Source organism: Streptomyces sp. L500 (assembly GCF_054551825.1).
Genome location: NZ_JBTOLC010000011.1, coordinates 104802 through 121846, shown reverse-complemented (window position 1 = coordinate 121846; position 17045 = coordinate 104802). Strand labels below are relative to the sequence as shown.

General features: G+C 73.3%; 19 protein-coding genes. 13 read left to right on the top strand and 6 right to left on the bottom strand.

Going from position 1 to position 17045, the window contains the following annotated elements; translation table 11 throughout:
* From meaB to ACX9I7_RS13665, 4 genes are all read left to right on the top strand, one after another.
* A complete protein-coding gene (gene meaB, locus ACX9I7_RS13680) occupies positions 1-990 on the top strand; it encodes a methylmalonyl Co-A mutase-associated GTPase MeaB (protein WP_387572926.1) in 990 nt (329 codons plus the stop codon).
* A gap of 191 nt (positions 991-1181) precedes the next feature.
* On the top strand, positions 1182-2066 hold the full coding sequence (locus ACX9I7_RS13675; RefSeq protein WP_387572923.1) for an ATP-grasp domain-containing protein: 885 nt from the start codon (positions 1182-1184) through the stop codon (positions 2064-2066).
* A complete protein-coding gene (locus ACX9I7_RS13670) occupies positions 2063-2890 on the top strand; it encodes an ATP-grasp domain-containing protein (RefSeq protein ID WP_459387479.1) in 828 nt (275 codons plus the stop codon). The genes ACX9I7_RS13675 and ACX9I7_RS13670 overlap by 4 nt, the downstream gene beginning before the upstream one ends.
* Before the next feature lie 132 nt (positions 2891-3022).
* On the top strand, positions 3023-3571 hold the full coding sequence (locus ACX9I7_RS13665) for a glycoside hydrolase family 25 protein (RefSeq protein WP_387572917.1): 549 nt from the start codon (positions 3023-3025) through the stop codon (positions 3569-3571).
* Between the two features lie 30 nt (positions 3572-3601).
* On the opposite strand, the gene ACX9I7_RS13660 is transcribed toward ACX9I7_RS13665, so the two are convergent.
* Positions 3602-5026, bottom strand: coding sequence for an ATP-grasp domain-containing protein (locus ACX9I7_RS13660; protein ID WP_459387478.1), 1425 nt, complete (start codon positions 5024-5026; stop codon positions 3602-3604).
* Positions 5007-5300, bottom strand: a complete 294-nt coding sequence (locus ACX9I7_RS13655; protein ID WP_459387477.1) for a hypothetical protein — start codon at positions 5298-5300, stop codon at positions 5007-5009. Before ACX9I7_RS13655 ends, ACX9I7_RS13660 begins: the two co-directional genes overlap by 20 nt.
* Positions 5301-5387: 87 nt before the next feature.
* Between ACX9I7_RS13655 and ACX9I7_RS13650 the strand changes: the two genes are divergently transcribed.
* Positions 5388-6353, top strand: a complete 966-nt coding sequence (locus ACX9I7_RS13650; RefSeq protein WP_459387476.1) for a pirin family protein — start codon at positions 5388-5390, stop codon at positions 6351-6353.
* Positions 6354-6473: 120 nt separating this feature from the next.
* Here the strand turns inward: ACX9I7_RS13650 and ACX9I7_RS13645 are convergent, their stop codons facing one another.
* From ACX9I7_RS13645 to ACX9I7_RS13635, 3 genes are all read right to left on the bottom strand, one after another.
* The gene (locus tag ACX9I7_RS13645) at positions 6474-7415 is read right to left on the bottom strand and encodes a M56 family metallopeptidase (protein ID WP_387572905.1); all 942 of its coding nucleotides are present in this window, start codon (positions 7413-7415) and stop codon (positions 6474-6476) included.
* A 146-nt stretch (positions 7416-7561) separates the two neighbouring features.
* Positions 7562-8152: a DUF5134 domain-containing protein gene (locus tag ACX9I7_RS13640; RefSeq protein ID WP_387572902.1), complete on the bottom strand. Its 591-nt coding sequence runs from the start codon at positions 8150-8152 to the stop codon at positions 7562-7564.
* A gap of 211 nt (positions 8153-8363) precedes the next feature.
* The gene (locus tag ACX9I7_RS13635) at positions 8364-8756 is read right to left on the bottom strand and encodes a VOC family protein (protein ID WP_189450714.1); all 393 of its coding nucleotides are present in this window, start codon (positions 8754-8756) and stop codon (positions 8364-8366) included.
* A gap of 78 nt (positions 8757-8834) precedes the next feature.
* Here ACX9I7_RS13635 and ACX9I7_RS13630 point away from each other — a divergent pair, with 78 nt between their 5' ends.
* From ACX9I7_RS13630 to ACX9I7_RS13615, 4 genes are all read left to right on the top strand, one after another.
* A complete protein-coding gene (locus ACX9I7_RS13630) occupies positions 8835-9386 on the top strand; it encodes a GNAT family N-acetyltransferase (protein WP_387572899.1) in 552 nt (183 codons plus the stop codon).
* A 268-nt stretch (positions 9387-9654) separates the two neighbouring features.
* Positions 9655-11052, top strand: coding sequence for a DUF6421 family protein (locus ACX9I7_RS13625; protein ID WP_387572896.1), 1398 nt, complete (start codon positions 9655-9657; stop codon positions 11050-11052).
* Positions 11053-11078: 26 nt separating this feature from the next.
* Positions 11079-11843 carry an SDR family NAD(P)-dependent oxidoreductase gene (locus ACX9I7_RS13620; protein ID WP_459387475.1) on the top strand — a complete coding sequence of 255 codons (765 nt, stop codon included), beginning with the start codon at positions 11079-11081 and terminating at the stop codon, positions 11841-11843.
* Positions 11822-12913, top strand: a complete 1092-nt coding sequence (locus tag ACX9I7_RS13615; RefSeq protein ID WP_387572890.1) for a threonine aldolase family protein — start codon at positions 11822-11824, stop codon at positions 12911-12913. The genes ACX9I7_RS13620 and ACX9I7_RS13615 overlap by 22 nt, the downstream gene beginning before the upstream one ends.
* A 107-nt stretch (positions 12914-13020) precedes the next feature.
* Here ACX9I7_RS13615 and ACX9I7_RS13610 read toward each other — a convergent pair whose 3' ends face one another.
* On the bottom strand, positions 13021-13737 hold the full coding sequence (locus ACX9I7_RS13610) for a lysophospholipid acyltransferase family protein (RefSeq protein WP_358632708.1): 717 nt from the start codon (positions 13735-13737) through the stop codon (positions 13021-13023).
* A gap of 259 nt (positions 13738-13996) precedes the next feature.
* On the opposite strand from ACX9I7_RS13610, the gene ACX9I7_RS13605 reads away from it, so the two are divergent.
* The 4 genes from ACX9I7_RS13605 (at position 13997) to ACX9I7_RS13590 (ending at position 16966) form a co-directional block, all read left to right on the top strand.
* Positions 13997-14338 carry a TlpA family protein disulfide reductase gene (locus ACX9I7_RS13605; RefSeq protein WP_459387474.1) on the top strand — a complete coding sequence of 114 codons (342 nt, stop codon included), beginning with the start codon at positions 13997-13999 and terminating at the stop codon, positions 14336-14338.
* Positions 14339-14427: 89 nt separating this feature from the next.
* Complete coding sequence (locus tag ACX9I7_RS13600) at positions 14428-14934, top strand: flavin reductase family protein (protein WP_189450703.1); 507 nt, start codon at positions 14428-14430, stop codon at positions 14932-14934.
* Positions 14935-15123: 189 nt separating this feature from the next.
* Positions 15124-15912, top strand: a complete 789-nt coding sequence (locus tag ACX9I7_RS13595) for an electron transfer flavoprotein subunit beta/FixA family protein (RefSeq protein WP_189450701.1) — start codon at positions 15124-15126, stop codon at positions 15910-15912.
* Between the two features lie 91 nt (positions 15913-16003).
* Positions 16004-16966 (top strand): electron transfer flavoprotein subunit alpha/FixB family protein, encoded by a 963-nt coding sequence (locus ACX9I7_RS13590; protein ID WP_358632715.1) that lies wholly within the window; start codon positions 16004-16006, stop codon positions 16964-16966.
* Positions 16967-17045: the final 79 nt, after the last annotated feature.

Here is a 17045-nt window from a genome sequence, read left to right as displayed (position 1 = left end):
ATGGCCCGCGCGATAGACCTGGACGCCTACGTCAAGGGCGTGCTGGACGGCGAGCGGGCGGCCGTCGCCCGCGCCATCACGCTCGTGGAATCCCGGCGCGCCGACCACCGCGAACTCGCCCAGCGGATGCTGACCGAACTGCTGCCGCACGCGGGCGGGGCGCGCCGGATCGGCGTCACCGGGGTGCCCGGCGTCGGCAAGTCCACCTTCATCGACGCCTTCGGCACCATGCTCACCGGGCTCGGCCACCGGGTCGCGGTGCTCGCCGTCGACCCCTCCTCCAGCCGCACCGGCGGCAGCATCCTCGGCGACAAGACCCGGATGGAGCGCCTCGCCGTCGACCCGGCGGCCTTCGTCCGCCCCTCGCCGACCGCCGGCACGCTCGGCGGGGTCGCCAAGGCCACCCGCGAGACCATGGTGGTGATGGAGGCCGCCGGCTACGACGTCGTCCTGGTGGAGACCGTCGGCGTCGGCCAGTCGGAGACCGCCGTCGCCGACATGGTCGACACGTTCCTGCTGCTCACCCTGGCCCGCACCGGCGATCAGCTCCAGGGCATCAAGAAGGGCGTCCTGGAACTCGCCGACGTCATCGCCGTGAACAAAGCGGACGGACCGCACGAACGCGACGCCAAGGCCGCCGCCCGCGAACTGTCCGGGGCGCTGCGCCTGATGCACTCCCACGACGCCGCCTGGAACCCGCCCGTCCTCACCTGCAGCGCCCGCGAGAGCACCGGCCTGGACACCCTGTGGGAGCGCGTCGAGGCCCACCGGGGCGTCCTGGAGGCCACCGGCGGCCTGGCCGCCCGCCGCCGCGAGCAGCAGGTCGACTGGGTCTGGACCATGGTCCGCGACCGGCTCCTCGCCGAACTGCGCGACCACCCCGACGTCCGCGCGCTGGCCCCCGGCCTGGAACGACAGGTGCGCGAGGGCGCCCTGACGGCGGCCCTGGCCGCCGAGCGACTACTGGAAGCGTTCCGTCCGCCGGGCTGAGCCGGGAGTCCACAGTGCCGCGACGGGGCGTCGGCCGGCCGCGGTGCCGCCGTGGCCGGCCGCGCAGTTCCCCACGCCCCTTCGGGGCGCCGCCCCGTGCGGAGCGCCCTCGCGCCCATGACATCCTGAGCCGTCACGCCCCGCCGGGGCGGGCACGGCGGACGTCGGGGATTTCGAGGATGATGCAGCACATGAGACTCTGCTTCCTGGTGGAGGAGCAGTACCGGTACGACGGCATGCCGGTGGACGTGATCCGCCAACTGACCGCCTGGGGACACCGGGTGGACGTGCTGCGGCCGGGCGGCTCGCTGATCCGGCTCTCCGAGACGGTGCGCGCCGGGCGCCACGACGCCTGGGTGCTCAAGACCGTCTCCGGCGGCCCCGGGCTCACCCTGCTGGAGGGCGCCGCCGCCGTGGGGCTCACCACGGTCAACGACGCCCGGGCGATCCGGGGCGTACGGGACAAGGCGCTCGCCGCCGTGCTCGCCGAGGCCCACGGGCTGCCGGTCCCCGTCACCTACGCCGCCGCCCGCGCCGAGGACTTCGCGGAGCTGCCCGCCGACGCCTTCCCGCTCGTGGTCAAGCCCGCCGACGGCAGCTCCGGGCGGGCGGTGCGGCTCGTCCCGGACGCCGGACGGCTCACCGACCCCGGCGCCGAACCCACCGGGGACGGCCTGCTCATCGCCCAGCCGTACGTCCCCAACTCGGGCGTCGACCTCAAGGTGTACTGCCTCGACGGTGAGCTCTACGCCACCGAACGCCGCAGCCCCCTCCACCCCGACCGGCCGCCCACGGAGCGCCAGGTCCCCCTCACCCCCGAGGTCGAGGCCATCGCCGGCGAGGTCGGCGCCCTCTTCGGCCTCGACCTCTACGGCGTGGACATCGTCTTCGGCCCCGACGGCCCCGTCGTCGTCGACGTCAACGACTTCCCCAGCTTCCGCCAGGTGCCCGACGCCGTCGCCCGCGTGGCCCGGGCCGTCCTCCGGCTCGCCGAGGCGGGCGGCACCGCGCACGTCGTACCGATGCCCCGCCCGGCGCTGACCGCGCCCGCGCGCGCGATCGGCGGCAACGCATGAGGATCTGCCTGCTCACGCCCGACCCGCACCACCCGCTGCTCGCCGCGACCACCGCCCTGCTGACACCCCGCCACGAGGTGACATGGCTGGACCCGACCGACCTTGAGGACTTTCCCGACCCTTCGGACCTGTCCGACGTCTACCTCCTCAAGACCCGCACCCCCCGCGCCCTGGCCCTCGCCCGCCACCTGGAGGAGCACGGCGCGCCCGTGCTGAACTCCGCCGCGGCCACCGGGCTCTGCCAGGACCGCACCGCCATGGCCGACGTCGCCCGCCGCGCCGGACTGCCGTTCGTGGCCACCCGCACCGAGCCCTCGCTCGCCCCCCTGGTGGCGGCCGGCGAACCGGCGGCGCCCGTCGTCGTCAAGAGCCGCCACAGCCGCCGCCACGACCTCGTCGCCCGCGTCGACGACGCCGCGCGGCTGCGGGAGCTCGCCGCCCGCTGGCCGGACGAACCCGTGGTCGTCCAGCCCTTCACCCCCAACGACGGCTGGGACCACAAACTCTGGGTCGTCGCCGACCAGGTCTTCGCCGCGCTGCGCCGCTCCGAGCTGGCCGACGCCGTCCCCGGGAGCCGCACCCGCGCCCTCGCGCCCGGCGAGCTGCCCGCCGGATGGGCGGAGCTTGCCCGGCGGGTGGGCGAGGTCTTCGCCCTGGACGTCTACGGCGTGGACCTGCTCGACGCCGGGGGAACACCGGTGATCGTCGACATCAACGCCTTCCCCGGCATCCGGGGCCAGCGCGGAGCCCCCGAGGCCCTGGCCGCGCTGGCGCTGCGCACCGCCGCGGGCAGCCGCCGGCCGCGCGTTCCGGCGGTGCCGTAGGCGCGCGGCGGCCCGTAGCGGCGCGCATCCGGAACTCTCTTCGAAGTTTCCGGTCCACGGCCCTCGCTGTCGTGACGGTCCGGGCCGATACTGCGGACGCTCCGTCGTCCGCGGTACCCGGAGGAGAGCGCCATGCTTCACGGCATCGATGTCAGCAGCCACAACAGCACGAACTACGCGGTCCAGGGGCTGGACTTCGTGTTCGTCAAGGTGACCGAGGGCACCTCGTACACCAACCCCAAGTGGGTGACCCAGCGCAACCGGGCCCGGAACGCCGGGCTCGTCGTCGGCTACTACCACTACGTCACACCCGGCTCGATGTCCGCCCAGGCCGGTTACTTCCTCGACAAGATCGCCTTACGCGCGGGCGACGTGCTCGCCCTCGACTGGGAACACCCCGACGTCTGGTGCCTGGACAAGGACCGCTGGCTGGAGGACGTCAAGGACGCGGCCCCCGGCCACCGCGTCGTCCTCTACTGCAACCGTGAATACTGGTTCAACCGCGACACCACCGACAACGCCGGCGACGGCCTGTGGATAGCCGACCCCGACCACGCCGCCGGCCGCCCGGCGGTCCAGCACCAGTGGACCTTCCACCAGCACAGCTGGGCCGGCGGCCTGGACCGCGACGTCGCCCGCTTCGACACCCGCGCGGCACTGCGGGAGTGGGCGGGCGCGTAGGCGCGCAGGACAGCGCGGGTGTCGCGCGGGTCACCGAGGCGCGACGCGGAAGACGGGGACGGGGCAGGCGCCGGCGCTGACGTTGATCAGGGAGCCGGTGGACACCCGCGAGACGCACCCCGGGGCGTCGGCGCCGAAGAGGAACGGGTCGGTGCTCTCGCCCGACCGCTCGACCCGCAGACGGCCGTCTGCGAGGACGGGGTAGGGGACGACCGGAACGGGAACGCGTTCCTGAACGACGTGCGGGGTCGCGAGGGCCCGGCCGAGGGCGGTCCGCCAGTCCGCGTCCGTGGTGCGCCAGCCGCACACGACGCCGTTGCCGCCGTAGTCGTCGTTGGGTTTGAGCACCAGACGCTCGCGCCGGGAGCGGGCGAAGTCCAAGAGGTCCACCGTGCGCCCGTCGGGACAGGCCGTGGACCCCGGGCGCACCAGCCTCGTCCACGGGACGAGGGCCCCGGCGGCGGCCGCCTCCGGCGCCGGCAGGAGGCAACGGGTGCGCGGGTCGGTGAGCAGGCCCAGGGCCGACTTCTTGTTCGCCAGGTTGCTGGTGTACGGGTTGACCATGACGCACGCCCCGCTCGCCCAGGCGCGCGTCATCGGATGCTCGGCGAAGGCGGGCCCGTAGCGGGAGAGCAGATCGGCGAGGACGGCCCGCCGGTGGACCACGGTGACCGGCCGCGCCCGCCCGTCGGCGTCCCGCGTGAACAGGCCCCGCCCGGTGTCGTAGTGCAGATCGTCCGGCGTGCACACCACCGTCGGCACGCCGCGCCGCCGCAGCCGCGCCTGGAGCGCGCCGAACTCCCAGGGGAGTTTGGACTGCCAGTCGACGATGGCCGCGTGGGGCGCGCCGCCCGGGGAGCCGCCGGCGGCCCAGGCGCCCACCAGAGTGTCGGCCATGCGTGGGAGCCCCGGCACGGGCCGCGCGGTGTACTCGCGGGTGAACGCCTCCATGACCGGGGTGTCCAGGTAGGCGTCGGCCAGCAGGTCCTGCGAGATGACGCCGCCGGGGCTGTGGGAGTTGTACTCGACGAAGAGCGTCCGCCCGACGGCCCGGAACCCGTCGAGCCGGGAGTGCGAGCCGCAGTCGCCGGCCGGCGGGGCCATCGCGACGAGCGTCCTCTCCTCGTCGGACAGCGCCAGTTGGCGCCGCACGAGCTCGCCCGCCTCTCCCGGCCGCAGGGCGTACGCGGCCAGCCGGTGGATCGCCCGCGCGAGCAGCGCGCCGTCCGCGCACCCCTGGGCGTGTTCCGCCTCGCTCATGAAGCGCGGCCGCAGCATGCGCGTCAGCGGCCGGCCGTCGGACGTCATGCGCGCGTCGCGCTGGTGCTCCAGCAGCCGGTGCTGGGTGACCTGGGCCGCGCGGTCGTGGCCGAGGAGTTCGTGGAAGCGGTCGATGGCGGCCTCCACGACGCCGGGTGCGGGACCGGCGGGCAGGTCACCGTGTCGTGGGTCCATGGCCGTCGCCGCCCGTGCCGGGTTCCCCGTTCACGTCCATGTCCTCGTCGGGACCGGCGCTGATGATGTCGTGCGCCCCTTGGACCACTTGCTGCGGCGTGACCTGCCGCCCTCCTGGCTCGGCGGTACGGGCCTGCTGGACGGCCTCCTTGACGGACATGCCGAAGTCGAGGCACTCCACGGCCTCCTTGGCCACCGCGTACCGCGCGCCGAGCTCCTCCGCCGCGAGGTGCGGAGCCGCTTTCTCGCCCCTGCCGGGGCGGTCGTTCCCCACGCTCACAGGGGACCACGGCGGTCGGCGGGGCGCACCGGGCTGTGGGCCGAACGGGTGAAGGAACGCCGCGCGGGCTACGTTGTCGGCATGAGCAATCTGGATCTGCATCCCGCCCCCTCCCTCTGTGGTGGACGCGCCGATACTCCCGGCGGACCCGTGCGCGAGCTGCTCGAACCCAAACGAGTGCCGCTCGGCGAATCCACCTACGTCCGCCGGCTGCTCCCGAACCTGGGCCGCCGCATGGTCGGCGGGTGGGCCTTCGTCGACCACTACGGACCGGACGACATCGCCGACGAGCCGGGGATGCAGGTTCCGCCGCATCCGCACATGGGTCTGCAGACCGTCAGCTGGCTGCACGAGGGAGAGGTGCTCCACCGGGACAGCGTCGGCAGCCTTCAGGCCGTTCGTCCCCGGGAGCTGGGCCTGATGACGTCCGGCCGGGGCATCGCGCACTCCGAGGAGAGCCCTCGGCCGCATCCCCGCTACCTCCACGGCGCGCAGCTTTGGGTCGCCCTGCCCGACGCCCACCGGCACGTGGAACCGCACTTCGAGCACCATCCCGACCTGCCGACCGTCAGCGCGCCGGGGGTGACCGCGACGGTGATCCTGGGCGAGCTCGACGGCGCCGCCTCACCCGGCACCATCTACAGCCCTCTCGTCGGTGCCGACATCGCCCTTGCCGCCGGCACGCGGACGAGCCTGCCGGTGGAGCCCGACTTCGAGTACGCGGTGCTCGTCATGTCCGGTGAGGCGGAGGTGGACGGCGTCCGCGTCCTGCCCGGTTCCATGCTCTACCTCGGGTGCGGGCGCACCGGACTGCCGGTGCGCGCCGAGTCGGATGCCGGGCTGATGCTGCTGGGAGGCGAACCCTTCGAGGAGAAGATCGTCATGTGGTGGAACTTCGTCGGTCGTTCCCACGAGGACGTGGCGCGGGCCCGGTCGGAGTGGATGACCGGCTCCCGCTTCGGCGAGGTGCACGGCTATGAAGGAGCCCGACTGCCCGCTCCCGAACTGCCTCCGGTAGCGCTCAAACCGCGAGGAAGGACACGCTGAGCCGGGCGAACCGGCTTCGCCCGCCCCGCCGGTCTCACCACCCTCACCGACTCCGCCCACCGCGCCGCGGCCGCGCGAGACAGTTGACGCGTCGTCGGCGAAGGCCCGGACGTCCCCGGCTCACCTGCCCAGCGCGCTCAGCCCCGGTACGAACGTCACCAGCACGGGGACGACCGGCACCAGTGCCGCCGTCGCCGTCAGGCGGAGCCGCTGGAGGGCCGTCAGCCGGGGCGCGGGGGCCAGGAGGCGGTCGACCCGGTCGGGGAGTCCCGAGACGCCGGCCGGGCAGGGGCCGAACACGCCCCGGTCCTCGTTGAGTTCGACCAGCGCGAGCGCGGTCGTCAGGCGGCCGAAGCGCCGGGAGGCGGAGTCGTCGGCGGCCAGCTCGACGAGGTGGTGCATCTGGTCGCGGAAGGCCGCGAACACCGGCACCTGCGGAAAGCCCCGGGCCAGCGCCGAGGAGACGTGCAGCAGCCAGTCGTGGCGGGCCCGGGCGTGCCCCTGTTCGTGGGCGAGGACCGCGTCCAGCTGGGAGCCCTTCAGCCGGCGCAGCGCCGCCGTCGTGATGACCAGCCGGGGCGCGGCGCCGCCCCGCAGCAGCCACGCCTCGGCGCGCTCGCCCTCCAGTACGACGAGCCGCTCGGCGCCGCGCTCCTCCCCGGGCAGCAGGGGCGCCCGGACGAGCAGGTCCGCGCGGCGGCGCCGGCGCCGGGCCCGGGCGGTGCGGATCTCGCGGGTGAGCATCGCCGCCGTCCAGACCGCCCCGGAGGCGAGGGCGACGGCCAGGGGAGCGGCCCAGGCGCCGCACCCGGTCAGGGCGTACGCCTCCATCACCCCGCGCGGCGCGGGCGCGAACACATGGCCGCGCACCGCCTCCCACGCGGCGGCGGCGCTCAGCGCCATGGCCAGCGCGCAGCACAACAGCACGGCGGCCACGACGCATTGCCACACCAGCAGAGCGAGCACGGGTTCCCGAGTGGGCCAGTCGGCACGTGCCAGCACGCGCGGCGCCAGCGCCGCGGCCAGGCCGCCGAGGACCAGCAGCGCGAGCGGGACCATCATGGGTGCCAGCCTATGAGGGCCGCGCCGTGCCCGGATACGGGCACCGTGCCGAAGTGACACAGGACACGTGACCCGGGGAACGGCGGCCGGACCGCCTGCCACCCGGACCGCCTGCCACCCGGACCGCCCGTCATCCGGACCGCCTGTCACATCGTCAGGAGCATGACCACCATTCCTATGGCCATCGACAGCCGGCACGCCGTGATCAGCCCTGCCCCCGTGTCCGGCCCCGGGCGCACCGGGCCGTTCCCCGCCACCGACGGCCCCGCCGGCACGGGCACGACGCCCGCCACCGTGCGGACGACGTACACCGCGAAGTACACCAGCAACAGCCCCGTGAGCAGCGGCGCTCCGGCCGGCGCGCGGTCCGCGCCGGTGTGGCCCGCGTGGGCGCCGGCCGGGGCGGCGGCCATGGCGAGGGACATATAGGCCATCGCGAAGGCGCCCACCGCGTGGTGCAGACGACGCAGGCCGGGGGGCGCTCCGGCGGACGTCAGGGCGTGCAGCCCCAGCACCCCGAACAGGGCCGCGAAGAGCACATGACCCCATGGCGGGGTGTCCAGGACGGCCGCGGGCACGGCCATGGCCGCCATGCCGAGGGCCATGACGGCGTCGCCCCCCGCGACCGCGGCCCGGCGCTCCCCCGCCGCGCCGGGCCGCGCCCGCAGAAGGCAGTACAGACCCGCGGCGGCGCACAGCGCGACCAGCGACCAGCCGAGAAGCGGCGGTCCGTGCACGGCATACCTCCCGACGCGGGCCTACCTCCGGAGGATGCCCGGGCCGGGGGCCGCACACGGGAGCGCACAGGCGCACGGCAGTAGCACGCGTGGGCCCCCGCGTGCGCCCGCGCAGCGCCGGTGCGCGACGGTGGTGCGCCGGGCCGGGGGGCGCGTCCGAGGGAGCAGGCGCGTCCGGGGGAGCAGGCGGGCGAGCAGGCGGGGGAGGCGTTCAGACCGTCGGCCGGTAGCGGATCGGATGCCCCTCCGGCACCTCCACCACCGCGATGCGCACGCCGTCCGGGTCCGCGATCCACATCTCGATCAGCCCCCACGGCTTCTTCTCCGGCGGCTCCAGCACCACCACGCCCCGCTCCAGGAACTCCGCGTACGCCGCCGCCGCGTCCGCCACCTGGAACCAGAGCTCGAGCCCGGGCGCGGGAGGGGTCCGCGACCTGCCCGACACCTCCAGGAAGCCGCCGCCCAGGAAGTAGACGACACCGCGCTCCGGGCCCGTGCCGAACTCCCGGTAGACCGCGAGCCCCAGGGTCTCGCCGTAGAACCGCCGCGAGCGCTCGGGATCGGTCGGTCTCAGTAACAACCTGCTGCTCAGTACATGCACCATGCCCGCGACTGTACGCACACCTCCTCCGTTAGGGTCGTTCATACGCCCGAAAAGCCGCAGGAGAGGACCAGGGAGCCCATGGAGACCGCCAGCCGCCCCATCACCGCGCCGGACTTCCGGATCGCGACCGCCGACGACGTGCCGGCGCTCGTCCGGCTGGTCGAGTCGGCCTACCGGGGCGAGGAGAGCAAGGCCGGCTGGACGACGGAGGCCGATCTGCTCGACGGCCAGCGGACCGACCCCGAGGGCGTGCTCGCCGTCATCGCCGACGAGAACAGCCGGCTGATGATCGCGGAGCGCGACGGCGAGCTGCTCGCCTGCTGCCACCTCGAGCACCGTGGCGACCACGTCTACTTCGGCATGTTCGCGGTCCGGCCCACCGCCCAGGGCGGCGGCCTGGGCAAGCTCGTCATGGCGGAGGCCGAGCGCGTCGCGCGCGCCGAGTGGGGCGCCCACGCCATGCACATGACCGTGATCAAGCAGCGCGACGAGCTGATCGCCTGGTACGAGCGCCGCGGCTACCGGCGCACCGGTCAGATGAGTCCCTTCCCCTACGGCGACGAGCGCTTCGGTGTGCCGCAGCGCGACGACCTGGAGTTCGAGCTCCTGGTCAAGGAGCTGGCGGGCTGACCACCCCAGGCGCCGGCGGGCTGCCCCCCGAGGAGCAGGCGGGCCGACCACCCGAGGATGGCCGGAACGCGCCTAGAACGGTCCCGGTGGCGGCAGGGGCCGGTGAGGCGGATGATCGGAGCTGATGCCCCGGACGGGGGAGGCCGACAGGAAAAACAGCGGCGTCACCGGGGGGTCGGCAGGATAATTTATGGCTGCACCTCTTGAGCCGGAGAACCTCGCATGGATACGGTGTCTTAACGCCAGGTTCTTCAGAGGAGGGTTAGTCGTGACGGAAATCCTTGCGTCGACGGCAACGCAAACCGACATTTTGTCTGTGGATCGTGTTGTCGAGCATCCCGCCTGGGCTGCCCTCAAGAGCGCCGTGGAGACAATCAGGCCCTGGCAGTCCGCCGACGGCTCCATCGACCTGGCCGCCGAGGGCGCGCCACCGGGCGAGGCCGTCCGCGCCGAGGTCGAGGTGGTCATAGCCGCGGTGGAGCAGCTCTCGCCGCTCCTGCCGCACGACGTGGAGTACCACACCGCGCTCGTCGCCGACCTGCGCCGCTGGGCCGACGGCGGCTTCGGCGTGCCGGACTTCCTGGAGGCCCTGCTGGCCTTCCAGCCCGCCGCCCAGCGCGCCGACGGCCTCCAGCACCTCGTCGTCTTCCCCATGTACACCCAGAACGGCAACCCCGACCGCAATCTCGAGGCGGTCGTGCTGCGCGTGGTCTGGCCGGAGTGGCTCGCCGAGCTCGAGCGCACCCGCTACGACAACCCGCTGTTCCTCGGCATCACCTTCGAGGACTTCACCTCGGGCTACGACACCAACTCCGCCGTCCTCTTCCCGGAGACCATCGCCGTGCGCGAGGCCCCCGAGCGCTTCACCTGGGGCGGCATCTTCTGCGACCGCGAGGCCGCCCGCTTCCGCCGGGTCACCGAGGCCGCCGTGGAGACCCTCAAGCTGGAGCTCCCCGAGGACATCGCCGCCATGCTCCACGACCAGCAGCGCTGCCAGGAGGCATTCGTCCTGTGGGACATGGTCCACGACCGCACCCACAGCCACGGCGACCTGCCCTTCGACCCCTTCATGATCAAGCAGCGGCAGCCGTTCTGGATGTACGGCCTGGAGGAGCTGCGCTGCGACCTCACCGCCTTCAAGGAGGCCGTGAAGCTGGAGGCCGACGGCTACACCCAGGGCCGTGACGTGCAGTACGCCGTGCTCTTCGACCGGATGTTCCGCTTCCCGCTCACCGGCGACCGCGTCCGCAACTACGACGGCCTCGGCGGCCAGCTGCTCTTCGCGTACCTCCACAAGCACGACGTCGTACGCTGGACGGACAACACCCTGCACATCGACTGGGACCGTGCCCCGCAGGTCACCAACCAGCTGTGCGGCGAGATCGAGAAGCTCTACCGCGACGGCATCGACCGGCCCAAGCTCGTCCACTGGTTCGCCGCCTACGAGCTCGTCTCGACCTACCTCGCGCCGCACCCCGGCTCCGTGTGGGCCAAGGGCCCCGACGCCCTCGACCTCACCCTCCCCCCGCGCAAGCTGGTGGACGAGGTGCTCGCGGACGAATTCCCGCTCAGCATGTTCTTCGAGGCCCTTGCCAAGAAGCTGCGCGGCGTGATCGCCTCGACCAAGGGGATCACCGCGGCCGACGCCGAGCAGGTGGCCGCGTGAGCGAGCGCGAGAAGGAGGTGACGGGTATGAGCATTCCGACGAACGGGAACGGCGGCCCGCTGGACGGTGCCGTCGTGGCGGTGGCCGGAGCGGCCGGCCCGGCGGGCCGGGCGACCCTGCTGCGGCTCGCCGAGGCCGGAGCGACCGTCGTCGCCGCCGACGCGGACGCCGCGCGCCTCGCCGAGGCCGTGGACGCCGCCCGCTACGCCCACGGCGGCGCCACCGTCACCGGCGACACCGTGGACCTGCTCGACCTCGACGCCGCCCGGGCCTGGGCCGACCGCACCGAGAAGGAGTTCGGGCGGGTCGACGGCCTGGTCCACCTGGTCGGCGGCTGGCGCGGCTCGGCGACCTTCGCCGAGACCGACCTCGCCGACTGGGAGCTGCTGGAGAAGCTCCTCATCAAGACCGTCCAGCACACCTCCCTGGCCTTCGAGGCCCCCCTGGCCCGCAGCGGCAACGGCCGGTACGTGCTGATCAGCGCCGCCGGCGCCAGCAAGCCCACCGCCGGGAACGCCGCCTACTCCGCCGCCAAGGCCGCCGCCGAGGCCTGGACCCTGGCCCTCGCCGACTCCTTCCGCAAGGCGGGCGGCGAGGGCGCCCCGCCGGCCGCCGCCACCGTCCTGGTGGTCAAGGCGCTGGTGCACGACGCGATGCGCGCCGAACGACCCAACGCGAAATTCGCGGGCTTCACCGACGTCAAGGACCTGGCCCAGGCCATCGCCGGCGTCTGGGACACGCCCGCCCAGGAAGTGAACGGAACCCGTCAGTGGCTGACCCCGCAACCGTGACCCCGCCCGCGACCGACGCGATACGCCGGCACGACCCCGAGGTGCGCGGCTTCGCCAGCGACAACTACGCGGGCGCGCACCCCGAGATCCTCGCGGCGCTCGCCCTCGCCAACGGCGGCCACCAGGTCGCCTACGGCGAGGACGACTACACCGCCCACCTCCAGGACGTGATGCGGGCCCACTTCGGCCCCACCGCCCAGGCGTTCCCCGTCTTCAACGGCACCGGTGCCAACGTCGTCGCCCTCCAGGCCGCGACCGAGCGATGGGGCGCGGTCGTCTGCGCCTCCTCCGCGCACATCAACGTCGACGAGTGCGGGGCGCCCGAGCGCGTCGGCGGGCTGAAGCTGCTCCACGTGCCCACCGAGCACGGCAAGCTCACCCCCGAGCTGATCGACCGTGAGGCGTTCGGCTGGGAGGACGAGCACCGGGCCCAGCCGCAGATCGTCTCGATCACCCAGACCACCGAGCTCGGGACCTGCTACACCCCCGAGGAGATCCGGGAGATCTGCGACCACGCCCACGAGCGGGGCATGAAGGTCCACCTGGACGGCTCCCGGATCGCCAACGCGGCGGCCTCCCTGGGCCTGCCCCTGCGCGCGTTCACCACGGACGCCGGGGTCGACCTGCTCTCCTTCGGCGGCACCAAGAACGGCATGGTCTTCGGCGAGTGCGTCGTCGTCCTCAACCCGGACGCGGTGCGGGCGATGAAGCACCTGCGCAAGATGTCGATGCAGCTCGCGTCGAAGATGCGCTTCGTCTCCGTACAGTTCGAGGCGCTGCTCTCCGGCGACCTGTGGCTGCGCAGCGCCGGGCACGCCAACGCCATGGCGGCGCGGCTGGCCGAGGGCGTCCGGGGCATCGAGGGCGTCGAGGTGCTCCACCCGGTGCAGTCCAACGCCGTCTTCGCCCGGCTGCCGCACGACGTGAGCGAGCGCCTCCAGAAGCGCTACCGCTTCTACTTCTGGAACGAGGCCGCCGGGGACGTCCGCTGGATGTGCTCCTTCGACACCACCGAGGCCGACATCGACGCCTTCACCGCCGCGATCGCGGAGGAAATGGCCAAGCGGTAGCGGTCGGCCCTACCGGTACCCAAGGGTGCGGGGTACGTACGGTGACGTACGTACCCCGCTTTCCTTTGACGTAGCCGGACCGGCTGTTCCGGTAGGCGCTGTTCTGATCAGCTCCGGGCGATCGCCGGGGCGGGGGCCGTGCCGCCGAGGTGGGCGGGGATCCACCAGCTGTCCCCGGGGCCCTCCGCACGGACCGGATAGGCGCGCTGGGCGGCCTCCAGGAGGTCCTGGACCCGGGCGCGGACGCGCTCGGTGACCTGCTCGGCGGGCTCCGCCGGATCGGCGGCCACGGGCTCGCCCACCCGGATGGTCACCGGGATGTGGTTGCGGCCCAGATCGCGCTTGTGGCCCTTGGTCCACAGCCGCTGGGTGCCCCACAGTGCCATCGGCACCAGCGGCACCCCGGCCTCCTGCGCCAGCCGGGCCGCGCCGGACTTGAAGTTCTTCAGGGTGAAGGAGGTGGAGATCGTGGCCTCGGGGAAGACGCCGATGACCTCGCCCGACCGCAGGGCGGAGAGCGCGTGCTTGTAGGCGTCCATGCCCGCCGCACGGTCGACGGGTATGTGCTTCATCGCCCGCATCAGCGGCCCGGAGACCTTGTGCCGGAAGACGGACTCCTTGGCCATGAAGCGCACCAGCCGCTTGGCGGGCCGGGCGGCCAGCCCGGCGAAGACGAAGTCGAGGTAGCCGATGTGGTTGCTCACCAGGACCGCCCCGCCCCGGGCCGGGACGTGCTCGCTGCCCTGGATGTCGAAGCGCAGGTCGAGCGCCTTGAACATGGTGCGGGCGATACCGATCACCGGGGGGTAGACGAGCTCTGCCATATCGGGAAGATCCTTCCGGCCTGGGGAGGGTGCTCCCGGCTGAAACGCTGATGTGCTGAAGCCCCTAAGTTACGCGAACGTAGGGACGTGGCCCGTCGCCGACTATCTGCCAGATCGTGCCCGAATGCCCGCCCAGGAGCCAGCCGGGCGGCCCCGGGGCACACGAGATCCTCGTCACGTCGGGAAATTTCCGCGTGGGCGATGATGCTGCAAGCAGCGACCGGAGGTCGACACCGGTTACGGACGAGGGAGGGTGAGCGTGCCCGTAGGGGACGAGCGGGAAGGCGTACCGGAGCGGCTGAGCGCCGCCGGGATCGGAGTGGCGGAGCTGGGGGAGCGGGCCACGCTCGTCCAGTTCTCCAGTGCCTTCTGTCAGCCGTGTCGCGCGACCCGGCGCGTCCTCGCGGACGTCGCGGCCATGGTCGACGGCGTCGCCTACGTCGAGGTCGACGCGGAGGCACGGCTGGCGCTCGTCCGCGCGCTGGGCGTCACCGCCACCCCCACCACGCTCGTCCTGGACGGCGCGGGGCGCGTCGTGCGGCGCGCCACCGGGCAGCCGAGACGGGCCGATGTCATCGCGGCACTGGGCGCGGCGGTCTGACGCGCCGTGCACCGCCTCGCCGTGTACCGCCTCGCCGTGCACCGTTTCGCCGTGCCCCACTTCGTCCACTTCGGCAGAAGGGCAACCCCATGACGGCCTCCCCCGGACTCGACGCCGCCGATCCGGCCGGTCCCGAGCTGCTGCGCTCGGTGTTCCGCCGGCACGCGGCCGGCGTGGCGGTGATCACCGCCCAGGGCGCCCGCCCGGTCGGCTTCACCGCCACCTCCCTGACCTCGGTGGCGGCGACGCCCCCGCTCGTCTCCTTCGGCGTGGGCACGGGCTCCTCCAGCTGGCCCGTGCTGGCGGAGGCCGAGCACGTCGGCGTCCACATACTCGGCGAGCACCAGCGGGAGCTGGCCGCCACCTTCGCGCGCAGCGGCGCGGAACGGTTCGGCGCGGCCACGGGCTGGCGGCCCGGCCCGCACGGGGTGCCGCTGCTGGAGGACGTCCTGGCCTGGATGGTCTGCCGCGTCGTGGCCCGGGTGCCCGCCGGGGACCACCGTCTGGTGCTCGCCGAGGCGGTCGCCGGCGACCCCACGGGTACGGGCCGGCCCCTTCTCTACCACCAGGGAAGTTTCAACGCTCTGCGCGACTGAGGAGTCCCTTCTCCGCGCGTTGGGCAGATCACAGTCGACCGGCCTTGCGTTCGGTGAACAGCCTCGATGTACTGACGAGTAACATTCCGGTCGAGGGCGGGTGCCGTACCGACCGGGGTCCGCCCCACCAGGCGCCTATGCTGCCTGCCAAGGCAGCTTTGATAGAGACGATGCAGTAGGAGAGCCGGCGTGAGCTTGAGGATCGTTGTCACTGTGAAGTACGTGCCCGACGCCACCGGCGACCGGCACTTCGCCGAAGACCTGACCGTCGACCGCGACGACGTGGACGGTCTGCTCTCGGAGCTCGACGAGTACGCGGTCGAGCAGGCGCTGCAGATCAAGGAAGCGGCCGACGACGACGCGGAGATCACCGTCCTGACCGTCGGCCCGGAGGACGCCAAGGACGCCCTCCGCAAGGCGCTGTCCATGGGCGCGGACAAGGCCGTCCACGTCGAGGACGACGACCTCCACGGCACCGACGCGCTGGGCACCTCGCTGGTGCTGGCCAAGGCCCTGGAGCACGTCGGCTACGACCTGGTGGTCTCCGGCATGGCCTCCACCGACGGCGGCATGGGCGTCGTCCCGGCGATGCTCGCCGAGCGCCTGGGCGTGCCGCAGGTGACCCTGCTCTCCGAGGTGGCCGTCGAGGGCGGCAAGGTGACCGGCCGCCGCGACGGCGACGCCGCGAGCGAGCGACTGGAGGCGTCCCTCCCGGCCGTCGTGTCCGTCACGGACCAGTCCGGCGAGGCCCGCTACCCGTCCTTCAAGGGCATCATGGCCGCCAAGAAGAAGCCGGTGGAGTCCCTGGACCTCTCCGACCTGGGCCTCGAGGCCGACGAGGTCGGCCTGGAGGGCGCCTGGACCAAGGTCGACGAGGCCACGGAGCGCCCGGCCCGCACGGCCGGCACGATCGTCAAGGACGAGGGCGAGGGCGGCAAGCAGCTCGCCGAGTTCCTCGCGGGCCAGAAGTTCGTCTGACGGCTGGGGCCCGGGGTTCGTCCCCCGGGTCGGCACAGCGTCTGAGCCCGAACGCCCACCCCTCCCTTCGTACTTGCAGGAGAGCAACACCATGGCTGAAGTTCTCGTCTACGTCGACCACGTGGACGGCGCCGTCCGCAAGCCCACCCTCGAGCTGCTGACCCTCGCCCGCCGCATCGGCGAGCCCGTCGCCGTGCACCTGGGCGCCGGCGCGGACACCGCCGCCGCGACGCTCGCCGAGTACGGCGCGGTCAAGGTCCTCACCGCCGACGCCCCCGAGTTCGCCGACTACCTCGTCGTACCGAAGGTGGACGCGCTCGAGGCCGCGTACCGGGCCGTCTCCCCGGCCGCCGTGCTCGTCCCGTCCTCCGCCGAGGGCAAGGAGATCGCGGCCCGCCTGGCCGTCCGCATCGGCTCCGGCATCATCACCGACGCCGTCGACCTGGAGGCCGGCGCCGAGGGCCCGGTGGCCACGCAGTCCGTCTTCGCGGCCTCGTACTCCACCAAGTCCCGCGTCACCAAGGGCACCCCGGTCATCACCGTCAAGCCCAACTCCGCCGCCCCGGAGGCCGCCCCGGCCGCCGGTACGGTCGAGCAGCTGGCCGTCTCCTTCGGCGAGCAGGCCACCGGCACCAAGGTCGTCTCCCGCACCCCGCGCGAGTCCACCGGCCGCCCCGAGCTGACCGAGGCCGCGATCGTGGTCTCCGGCGGCCGCGGTGTCAACGGCGCCGAGAACTTCACCATCGTCGAGGCCCTCGCCGACTCCCTCGGCGCGGCGGTCGGCGCCTCCCGCGCCGCGGTCGACGCCGGCTGGTACCCGCACACCAACCAGGTCGGCCAGACCGGCAAGTCCGTCTCGCCGCAGCTCTACATCGCGGCGGGCATCTCCGGTGCCATCCAGCACCGCGCCGGCATGCAGACCTCGAAGACGATCGTCGCCATCAACAAGGACGCCGAGGCCCCGATCTTCGAGCTCGTCGACTACGGCGTCGTGGGCGACCTCTTCGAGGTCGTCCCGCAGCTGACCGAGGAGATCAAGACCCGCAAGGGCTGATCCCGCCCGCTCCTGACAGGGCCCTCGCCCCGGCCGCGCGCCGGGGTGGGGGCCCTGCGGCGTTCGCGCGGCACCGTCG